8 protein-coding genes are annotated in these 8,304 nt (G+C 44.8%); all 8 read left to right on the top strand.

Features of this window, described 5'->3' with window-relative positions; all coding sequences use genetic code 11:
- The first annotated feature begins 621 nt into the window (after window positions 1-621).
- The 8 genes from rpmH (at window position 622) to noc (ending at window position 8,086) form a co-directional block, all read left to right on the top strand.
- A complete protein-coding gene (rpmH, locus tag NYE68_RS21650; protein ID WP_003178075.1) occupies window positions 622-756 on the top strand; it encodes a 50S ribosomal protein L34 in 135 nt (44 codons plus the stop codon).
- Between the two features lie 153 nt (window positions 757-909).
- Complete coding sequence (rnpA, locus tag NYE68_RS21645) at window positions 910-1,260, top strand: ribonuclease P protein component (protein ID WP_004392944.1); 351 nt, start codon at window positions 910-912, stop codon at window positions 1,258-1,260.
- A gap of 160 nt (window positions 1,261-1,420) precedes the next feature.
- The gene (spoIIIJ, locus tag NYE68_RS21640; RefSeq protein ID WP_007409906.1) at window positions 1,421-2,170 is read left to right on the top strand and encodes a YidC family membrane integrase SpoIIIJ; all 750 of its coding nucleotides are present in this window, start codon (window positions 1,421-1,423) and stop codon (window positions 2,168-2,170) included.
- The gene (gene jag, locus NYE68_RS21635) at window positions 2,167-2,808 is read left to right on the top strand and encodes an RNA-binding cell elongation regulator Jag/EloR (protein WP_020958121.1); all 642 of its coding nucleotides are present in this window, start codon (window positions 2,167-2,169) and stop codon (window positions 2,806-2,808) included. Before spoIIIJ ends, jag begins: the two co-directional genes overlap by 4 nt.
- A 289-nt stretch (window positions 2,809-3,097) precedes the next feature.
- Window positions 3,098-4,477: a tRNA uridine-5-carboxymethylaminomethyl(34) synthesis GTPase MnmE gene (mnmE, locus tag NYE68_RS21630; RefSeq protein WP_007409903.1), complete on the top strand. Its 1,380-nt coding sequence runs from the start codon at window positions 3,098-3,100 to the stop codon at window positions 4,475-4,477.
- A gap of 16 nt (window positions 4,478-4,493) precedes the next feature.
- Complete coding sequence (gene mnmG / locus NYE68_RS21625) at window positions 4,494-6,380, top strand: tRNA uridine-5-carboxymethylaminomethyl(34) synthesis enzyme MnmG (protein ID WP_007615086.1); 1,887 nt, start codon at window positions 4,494-4,496, stop codon at window positions 6,378-6,380.
- Window positions 6,381-6,393: 13 nt separating this feature from the next.
- Window positions 6,394-7,113, top strand: coding sequence for a 16S rRNA (guanine(527)-N(7))-methyltransferase RsmG (gene rsmG, locus NYE68_RS21620; protein ID WP_324636182.1), 720 nt, complete (start codon window positions 6,394-6,396; stop codon window positions 7,111-7,113).
- 121 nt (window positions 7,114-7,234) lie between these two features.
- Complete coding sequence (gene noc / locus NYE68_RS21615; RefSeq protein WP_007409900.1) at window positions 7,235-8,086, top strand: nucleoid occlusion protein; 852 nt, start codon at window positions 7,235-7,237, stop codon at window positions 8,084-8,086.
- Window positions 8,087-8,304: the final 218 nt, after the last annotated feature.

The following is an 8,304-nucleotide window of genomic DNA, read 5'->3' as shown; positions in this document are numbered from 1 at the left end:
TATCCGGCACAGCCCTCCTTTTCTTTAAAAATCAGCGCCCTTTCCCTGTTATAGAACACAAAAAAAGAGCATATGGCTCTGACCATTCGTACACACGAAATGTTGAAAACATATAGTATAGTAGAAAAACAGCTTTTCGACAAATTCCACAAGTTGTGGACAACAATCTACACAAGCTGTGTGAAAACAATCCACAACTTATCCACAGTTTGTGGATAAAGAGAATGGGCTGGATAAGTAATTAAGAGTTAAAACACAAATATAATATCAAATTAAGCGAGGACTTGCAATGGTTCTCGTAATCTTATCCACAAACCTGACAACTTGTTGAAAAATCTTTGTCCACAGGAGTTAGCAATGTGAAAATGTTGTCGATAACGACTGTGGATATTAAAAAAAGGCAAAAAAATTATCCACATGTCGTTTTTCCGGGGGAGCGCGGCTTTTTTTTTGCGTTAAAAAAAGGAATATGAAAAATAAGGTTTCTAAACTGGTTAAGGTATGTTATCCTATTATGGTTGTAAGAAATAAAAGCACTGCTGAAGTTGACAATGAATAGGCAGCACAAATATAATAAGTAAGACTGTCTTTAACAGCTATTCCTCGAGGGAGGTGTCATAAATGAAAAGAACATTCCAACCGAATAACCGTAAACGCAGTAAAGTTCATGGCTTCAGAAGCCGTATGAGTTCAAAAAACGGTCGTCTAGTATTAGCACGCCGTCGCCGCAAAGGCAGAAAAGTATTATCAGCTTAGGCCACTGAATAATGTCAGTGGTCTTTTTTCACATTAAGAGAGTGAGATGTCATGCGTCGCCCGGTACTGGAGAAATTTCTTCAGTATTCCGGCGGCCCGTTTTTTTTAGATAGAAATAAAAGTTTCTGCGAGTGAATATCGGAGTGAATTAAAGTGAAGAAGCGAAATCGGTTAAAGAAAAATGAAGATTTTCAAAAAGTGTTTAAACGCGGAACGTCTATGGCAAACCGCCAGTTCGTGCTGTATACGCTTGATCAGCCGAAACAGGAAGAGCTCCGGGTAGGGCTTTCTGTCAGTAAAAAAATCGGCAATGCCGTCGTGCGCAATCGGGTGAAGCGGTTAATCAGACAGGCTGTTCAGGAGGAAAAAGAGCTGCTCAAGCCGAAAGATTTTATTATTATCGCAAGAAAACCCGCCGGCGACCTCAGTTTTGAAGAAACGAAAAAGAGTCTGCAGCACTTATTCAGAAAAACCTCATTATATAAGAAATCTTCGTCAAAATAGCTCATATTTTGTTTTCTTCACGTTTTTAAAAGCGCTTCCTTTTATTTGGCGAAAAATGAACGCCATTTGAAACTGAAAGATGCTAAAATACATACAAGGTTCATAAAGATTGGTATAGGAGGAAACGTTCTTGAAAAGGAGAATATGGTTACTACTGAGTATGGTCGGTATGCTCGTGCTGCTGGCCGGGTGCTCGAGTGTGAAAGAGCCGATTACGGCGAATAGTCCGCATTTCTGGGACAAATATGTTGTGTATCCATTGTCAGAAGTCATTACGTACGTAGCGAAACTGACGGGCGATAACTATGGTTTATCGATTATCATCGTTACGATTTTAATTCGTCTGCTGATTCTGCCGCTGATGATCAAGCAGCTTCGAAGCTCAAAAGCGATGCAGGCGCTGCAGCCTGAAATGCAGAAGCTCAGAGAAAAATACAGCTCTAAAGATCAAAAAACGCAGCAGAAGCTTCAGCAGGAAACGATGGCCCTGTTTTCAAAGCACGGGGTAAACCCGCTGGCCGGATGTTTCCCGATCCTGATTCAAATGCCGATTTTGATCGGATTCTACCACGCCATTATGCGTACGCAAGCCATTTCACAGCACAGCTTTTTATGGTTTGACCTAGGAGAGAAGGATCCTTACTATATTCTTCCTATCGTTGCCGGTGTGGCCACTTTTGTCCAGCAGAAGCTGATGATGGCCGGAAATCCGACTCAGAATCCTCAAATGGCGATGATGGTATGGATTATGCCGATCATGATCATCGTATTTGCGATCAACTTCCCGAGCGCGCTTTCTCTGTATTGGGTAGTCGGAAACCTGTTTATGATTGCTCAGACATTCCTTATTAAAGGACCTGACATTAAACACGATCCGGAAACGCAGAAAGCGGGAGGAAAGAAAAAGTGAAGAAGGTGACTGCTGCGGGACGGAATGTCGAAGAAGCAGTTCAATCAGGCCTTCAGGAACTTCAACTGACGAAAGATCAAGTAGAAATAACGGTGGTGCAAGAAGGATACAAAGGGTTTTTGGGTATTTTCGGAAAAAAGAATGCGATCGTAGAACTGGAAGAGAAAAAAAATCCTGTTCATGAAGCGAAAGCGTATTTGGAAGAAATCATCCATTCCATTGCCGGACCTTCTGAGATTGTTACGGAAGAAAACAAGAAAACAGTCTGTTTTCACATTAAAGGTGAAAAAGCGGCGCTGCTTATTGGCAAAAGAGGACAAACACTCAATGCCCTGGAAACATTGACGCAGCTTGTTTTGAACCGCGGCTCCGGCCAGTATCGCCAAGCCGTTGTCGACGCTGAGAATTATCGGCGGAAAAGAAGAGAAATTCTGGAGCAGCTGGCAAACAGGCTGGCCAAGCAAGTGTCGAAAACGAAAAAAGATGTGCATTTAGAACCGATGCCGTCAGGTGAAAGAAAAATCATCCATGACGCGCTGTCAAAGCATCCAAATATCAAAACGTTTTCTACCGGTGAAGGCCGGTACCGCCACCTCGTTATTTCCCATAAAGATAGCAGAAAACCGAAGTCCGGGTAAAATCGGAACTTCGGTTTTTTTATTGGTAAAAATGGCTCTATTCCTAAGCAGAATCGCACTTTTTGCGTTTAAGTTTTTTCTTTTTCGGTCTATGCTGTTGATAAAAAAGGTTTTAGGAAATAAAATTAATTGTTATTCACATGTGGATAAGTTAAAGTAATAAGGGATGAATTTCTGCCTTTGTGGATAACGTATCTTCCACTTCAAACCAAACTATGTTATCTTTTAATTTTGGCGTAAATAAAATTTTTTATATAGATGGAAACAGAGATAAAGAGAGGTGAACAGCATGGATACAATTGCAGCGATTTCAACTCCGATGGGTGAAGGCGCGATTGCGATCGTTCGGCTGAGCGGCCCTGAAGCCGTAAAGATCGCCGACAAAATGTACAAGGGTCCGAAAGGCAAAACGCTCAGTTCGGCAGAATCGCATACCATTCATTACGGGCATATCGCGGACAGCACGACGGGACGGATTATTGAGGAAGTCATGGTGTCTGTTTTAAGAGCGCCCAGAACATTCACAAGGGAAGATGTCATTGAAATCAACTGTCATGGGGGTATTGTGACGGTTAATCAGGTGCTCCAGCTTGCTTTAAGAGAAGGTGCGAGACTGGCAGAACCCGGTGAGTTTACGAAGCGCGCATTTTTAAACGGACGGATTGACCTATCACAGGCGGAAGCGGTGATGGATCTGATCAGGGCCAAAACGGACCGTGCCATGAATGTCGCCATGAACCAGATGGAAGGACGGCTTTCCGCGCTTGTCCGCCGTCTGCGTGATGAGTTGTTAGAAACACTTGCCCATGTTGAGGTTAATATAGATTATCCGGAATATGATGACGTCGAAGAAATGACGCATCAGCTTTTAGTGGAGAAGGCAAGCGGCGTGAAGAAAGAAATCGAGGCGCTGCTCCGTACGTCTGAGCAGGGGAAAATTTTGCGTGAGGGACTGTCTACCGTGATCATCGGCCGTCCGAACGTCGGAAAATCCTCTCTGCTTAACAGCCTTGTCCATGAAACGAAGGCGATCGTAACCGATATTCCGGGAACGACGCGTGATGTGATTGAGGAATATGTCAATGTCCGAGGCGTGCCGCTTCGGCTTGTCGATACCGCCGGAATCCGTGAGACAGAAGACATCGTCGAAAGAATCGGTGTGGAACGGTCACGGCAGGTTCTGAAGGAAGCGGATCTCATTTTGCTTGTGCTTAACCACAGCGAAGAGCTTTCTGAAGAAGATGTGAAATTGTTTGAAGCGGTTGAGGGAATGGACGTCATTGTCATTATGAATAAGACGGACCTTGAGGCTAAGATTGACGCTGAGCGCGTCAAGGAACTGGCGAAAGGCCGGCCTGTCGTCACGACCTCATTGCTGAAAGAAGAAGGCATTCAAGATTTAGAGGAAGCGATTCAGTCGCTATTTTATACAGGAGCGATCGAAAGCGGAGATCTCACCTATGTCAGCAACACCCGTCATATCTCGATTCTGCATCAGGCAAAGCAAGCGATTGATGATGCGCTGAACGGAATTGAACAGGATGTTCCGATTGATATGGTCCAAATTGATTTGACAAGGTGCTGGGAGCTGCTGGGCGAAATCATAGGTGATGCCGTCCACGAAAGCTTAATTGATCAGCTCTTTTCACAATTTTGTTTAGGTAAATAAAAGGGAGGAAAAAACCATGGGGTATGAAGCAGGCCAATACGACGTGATTGTCATCGGCGCCGGGCATGCCGGTGTTGAGGCTGCCCTCGCATCCGCGCGCCAGGGAGCCAAAACGCTTGTTTTGACGATCAATCTTGATATGGTTGCGTTTATGCCATGTAATCCGTCTGTCGGCGGCCCCGCGAAAGGGATTGTCGTCCGCGAAATTGACGCGCTCGGCGGAGAAATGGCTAGAAATATAGATAAAACTCATATTCAAATGAGAATGCTGAATACAGGAAAAGGTCCGGCCGTACGGGCGCTGCGTGCGCAGGCGGATAAATTCCAATATCAGCACGAAATGAAGCATACGCTGGAAAAAACACCGAATTTGACACTTCTTCAAGGGATTGCCGAGCGTTTAATCATTGAAGACGGGGAGTGCCGCGGTGTCATTACGCAAACCGGTGCTGAATATAAGGCAAAAACGGTCGTGCTGACAACCGGAACGTATTTAAGAGGGCGGATCATTCTCGGTGATCTGTCTTACTCAAGCGGTCCGAATAACCAGCAGCCGTCTATTAAACTTTCTGAGCACTTAGAGGAGCTCGGTTTTGATCTCGTCCGTTTTAAAACGGGCACGCCTCCCCGTGTCTCAAGCGATTCCATTGATTACAGCAAAACAGAAATCCAGCCGGGGGACCCGGTTCCGCGCGCTTTCTCATATGAAACGGTTGAATACATTACCGATCAGCTGCCTTGCTGGCTGACTTACACGAGTCCTGAGACTCATGAGATCATCGACAGCAACCTGCATCGTTCGCCAATGTATTCCGGTATGATTAAAGGAACGGGACCGAGATACTGCCCTTCGATTGAAGATAAAGTCGTTCGGTTTAATGATAAACCGCGTCATCAGATTTTCCTTGAGCCGGAAGGCAGAAATACGCAGGAAGTATACGTTCAAGGTTTATCCACGAGTCTTCCTGAGGACGTGCAGCAGCGGATGCTGGCGACCATTCCGGGACTGGAAAAGGTGCAGATGATGAGAGCCGGATACGCGATTGAGTATGACGCGATTGTACCGACGCAGCTCTGGCCTACACTGGAGACGAAAAAAATCCCTAACCTGTACACAGCCGGTCAAATTAACGGTACATCAGGTTATGAGGAAGCAGCCGGGCAAGGAATTATGGCAGGGATCAACGCAGGCCGCAAAGCGCTTGGAAAAGAAGAAGTGATCCTCAGCCGTTCCGATGCTTATATCGGTGTATTGATTGATGATTTGGTAACGAAAGGAACCAATGAACCGTACCGTCTGCTGACTTCACGGGCGGAATACAGACTGCTGCTCCGTCACGACAACGCGGATCTTCGTCTGACGGAAATCGGCCACGATATCGGCTTAATTTCTGATGAGCGCTATGAAGCGTTTGAGAAGAAAAAAGCGGCGATCGAGGCGGAGAAAAAACGTCTCTGGTCTGTTATTATCAAGCCGTCTCCTGAGAATCAGGAATATATCCGCTCACTCGGCGGAAGCGAGCTGAAAGACGGAGTGCGCGGCACAGATTTAATGAAACGTCCGGAAATGAACTATGAAACAGTGACAAAACTTGCGCCTGCAGATTCTCCGGTTCCGCAAGATGTGGCGGAACAAGTGGAAATTCAGGTGAAATATGAAGGATATATCGAAAAATCCTTGCAGCAAGTGGAAAAGCTGAAGAAAATGGAAAATAAAAAAATCCCTGATCGGATTGATTATGACGCCATTAAAGGAATTGCTACTGAAGCCCGTCAAAAGCTGAAAGAAGTGCGTCCTTTATCAGTTGCTCAAGCGTCCCGTATTTCCGGCGTCAATCCGGCAGACATTTCAATCTTGCTGGTATACCTGGAGCAGGGCCGTATTGCCAAGGTAGCTGAATAGAAAGGATGACGGCATGAATATAGAGGAATTTACATCCAGTTTAGCGGAGAAAGGGATTTCCCTTTCTGACCGCCAGCTGGAGCAATTCGAGTTGTATTACCAGATGCTCGTGGAATGGAACGAAAAAATGAATCTGACATCCATCACTGAGAAAAAGGAAGTTTATCTCAAGCATTTTTATGATTCGATAACGGCGGCATTTTATATTGATTTTGAAAAGGTCACCACTCTTTGTGATGTCGGCGCCGGCGCCGGTTTTCCAAGCCTGCCCGTCAAAATCTGCTTCCCGCATCTGCATGTCACCATCGTCGATTCACTGAATAAGCGGATTACGTTTTTGGAAACTCTCTCTGATGCTTTACAATTAGAGCATACGACATTTGTCCATGACAGAGCGGAGACATTCGGACAGCGGAAAGACGTACGGGAAAGCTTCGATCTCGTGACGGCCCGTGCGGTGGCGCGTCTGTCGGTCCTGAGTGAGCTTTGTCTGCCGCTGGCCAAGAAAAACGGCGTATTTGCCGCACTGAAAGCAGCAGCAGCTGATGAAGAGCTGAAAGCGGGGCAAAAGGCGATTAAAGTATTGGGAGGAGAGCTTGAACAAGTTCATTCCTTTACACTTCCTGTTGAAGAAAGTGAACGGAACATCATGATCATTCGCAAGACGAAAAGCACTCCGAAAAAATATCCGAGAAAACCGGGTACTCCAAATAAATCGCCAATTGAAGGGTAATTTAGACAGCCTGATGTGACAATTCCATCATATTTTCTGCAAAATTGATGAAGATACAGCAGGAAAAACCATGAGAAAATAGAATTATAAAAATGGCAGTTTTTAAAGGTGGTGTAGGTACATGAAGCATTCATTCTCTCGTTTCTTCGGGTTTGGTGAGAAGGAAGAGGAACCGGAGATAGCTGAGCATGATACAAACAAAGAAGAGATACTCGAAATACCGGTACATGCTATCGTTCCCAACCGTTTTCAGCCACGCACCATTTTCTCAGATGAAAAAATCAAAGAGTTAGCAATGACTATCCATACACACGGCATCATTCAGCCGATTGTTGTCAGACATACAGAAGATGAAGGACAATATGAGCTCATTGCGGGTGAAAGGCGCTGGAGAGCGGTACAGACGCTTGAATGGGAGAAGATTCCCGCAATTATTAAAGATTTTTCTGATACGGAAACAGCATCTGTCGCTTTGATTGAAAACCTGCAAAGGGAAGAATTGTCCTCCATTGAGGAAGCTCATGCGTACGCAAGGCTGTTAGAACTTCATGATTTAACACAGGAAGCCTTGGCGCAGCGCTTAGGAAAAGGCCAGTCAACGATTGCGAACAAGCTCCGATTGTTAAAGCTCCCGGAACCCGTCCAGGATGCGATTATGGAGAAAAAAATTACGGAACGTCATGCAAGAGCACTGATTCCGCTCAAACAGCCGGAGTTTCAGGTCACATTGCTTGCGGAAATCATTGAGAAAAGCTTAAACGTCAAGCAGACGGAAGACAGAGTGGTGAAAATGCTTGAACAGAATAAGCAGAAACCAAAGCCGAGACGCAAAGCGTTCAGCAGGGATACAAGAATTGCGATGAATACGATTCGTCAGTCACTGTCTATGGTAGAAGACAGCGGCGTCAGACTGAATACTGAAGAAGAAGAATTCGAAGAGTACATCCAGCTTACCATTCGGATACCTAAATAAAAACTCTCCTGATCAGCAGGGGAGTTTTTATTTTAATCAAAAAACTATTTTGAGATAATGATAGATTTATTGTGCACTATACATTATATATGTAAAATTTTATCTTTTTGTGTCGTGAATTGTCTTTTTACAGTCAAAAAAGTCGCTTCATCGGAGAACTTATATTAGAAAGTGTCTTTTTCGTTTACATTTTTTTCACTTGCTGATAAACAAATTAT

This window comes from Bacillus sp. FSL R5-0447 (genome assembly GCF_038606125.1).
Classification (GTDB): domain Bacteria; phylum Bacillota; class Bacilli; order Bacillales; family Bacillaceae; genus Bacillus; species Bacillus velezensis.
This window is presented reverse-complemented; position numbering and strand designations above follow the sequence as displayed.